This is a genomic window from Luedemannella helvata, assembly GCF_039528415.1.
Taxonomy (GTDB): Bacteria; Actinomycetota; Actinomycetes; order Mycobacteriales; family Micromonosporaceae; genus Luedemannella; species Luedemannella helvata.
In genome coordinates, this window is record NZ_BAAALS010000089.1 from 1 (window position 1) to 1,233 (window position 1,233).

At 68.9% G+C, this 1,233-nt stretch carries 4 protein-coding genes; all 4 read left to right on the top strand.

Features of this window, described 5'->3' with window-relative positions; genetic code table 11:
• Nucleotides 1–274 (top strand): hypothetical protein (locus ABD191_RS28790; protein WP_344089058.1); only part of this gene is annotated, 274 nt, incomplete at its 5' end.
• 10 nt (nt 275–284) lie between these two features.
• On the top strand, nt 285–572 hold the full coding sequence (locus ABD191_RS28795) for a hypothetical protein (RefSeq protein ID WP_030901001.1): 288 nt from the start codon (nt 285–287) through the stop codon (nt 570–572).
• Nucleotides 573–682: 110 nt separating this feature from the next.
• Nucleotides 683–988: a hypothetical protein gene (locus tag ABD191_RS28800; RefSeq protein WP_234350998.1), complete on the top strand. Its 306-nt coding sequence runs from the start codon at nt 683–685 to the stop codon at nt 986–988.
• A gap of 36 nt (nt 989–1,024) precedes the next feature.
• Nucleotides 1,025–1,233 (top strand): hypothetical protein (locus ABD191_RS28805; protein WP_344089064.1); only part of this gene is annotated, 209 nt, incomplete at its 3' end.

The following is a 1,233-nucleotide window of genomic DNA, read 5'->3' on the forward strand; positions in this document are numbered from 1 at the left end:
CCGCGACTGGGCAACGGCAACCCGCGTCACGGTCCAGCAGGTGAACATCCAGCCGAGCATCCAGCAGGAGACCACCGATGCCTCCCGCACGGCCAAGGTCACCGGCTGGCATGTGCAGTCCGCCGAGGGCACCGCCCCCGACATCCGCGCGGACGACCGCATCGAGTGGGACGGCATGACCTGCGAGGTCGACGGCGAGGTGGCCCGCTGGCCCGAGCTGTTCACCGACTCGGTCCACCACATCGAGTTCGAGATGAAGCGGGTCACCGGATAGGAGGCCGCCAATGCTGGAGAAGTTCGAACTCGACACCGCCGGCGTGCGGGAGGTTCTCAAGGGGCAGGCCGTCCGCGACCTGGTCGACGGCTACGCCCAGACCGTTGCCGACAACGTCAAGGCCAAGGTGCCATCAGGCGTACCGATCGAGGTCCGCAAGTACACGACGGACCGCGGCGCCGCCACGGTCGTTGTGGCCGACGTGCGCGGCATGGCCTGGCAGGCGCGCGACGGGATCCTCACCCAGTCCGCTTCGGCGGCCGGGCTGGAGGTCAAGGCTGCTGGAGCTGAGGAGTGAAGCCGCTCGTCGTCTTCGCCGACGCTCAGGCCGCGGGCGTACAGATCCTCCGGGCAGCCTTGGCTGGACGCCCGGAGTCTTACACGGACGGCGTCACCGTTGGCTCGCTTGTGCCAGGCGACCGCTCGCCGGAGACCCCGCACCTGCCCTACGTCCTCGTCCGCAAGGACGGCGACCTGCCGCATCCGTCGATGGCCAACGCAAAGGTCCTGCTGCGCGTGACCGCATGGCATGAGGACGCCGACCAGGCGCACGACCTGGCGATGCTCTGCCAGGGCCTCCTGCTAGTCCACTCCGGCCCCATCATCCGCGGCGTGCGCCCCGTCACCGGGCCGCTGCCGGCAGTCGACGACGTCTCCCTCGTGGACGTGTCCACGTTCGTCGTCAACACCAACGTCAAGCCCGTCCCGCTCTAACCCCGCCCCTGAACTGCGGCGACAACCCTTACCCGAGTGAAGGAGGACGCCGTGGCCGGCGACCCGCTGAAGGCAAATCTGTGGACGGACGCGGACGTCTACATCTCCACCAACCTCTCCGCGACCCTGCCCGCCAACGCGTCCACGCCGTTCGGTGTGGACTGGGATCTGGTCGGTCTCCTCGACGGCGACGACGGCTTCCCCGAGTCCCGCGACGAAGACACCGACGACAAGTTCGCGTGGGG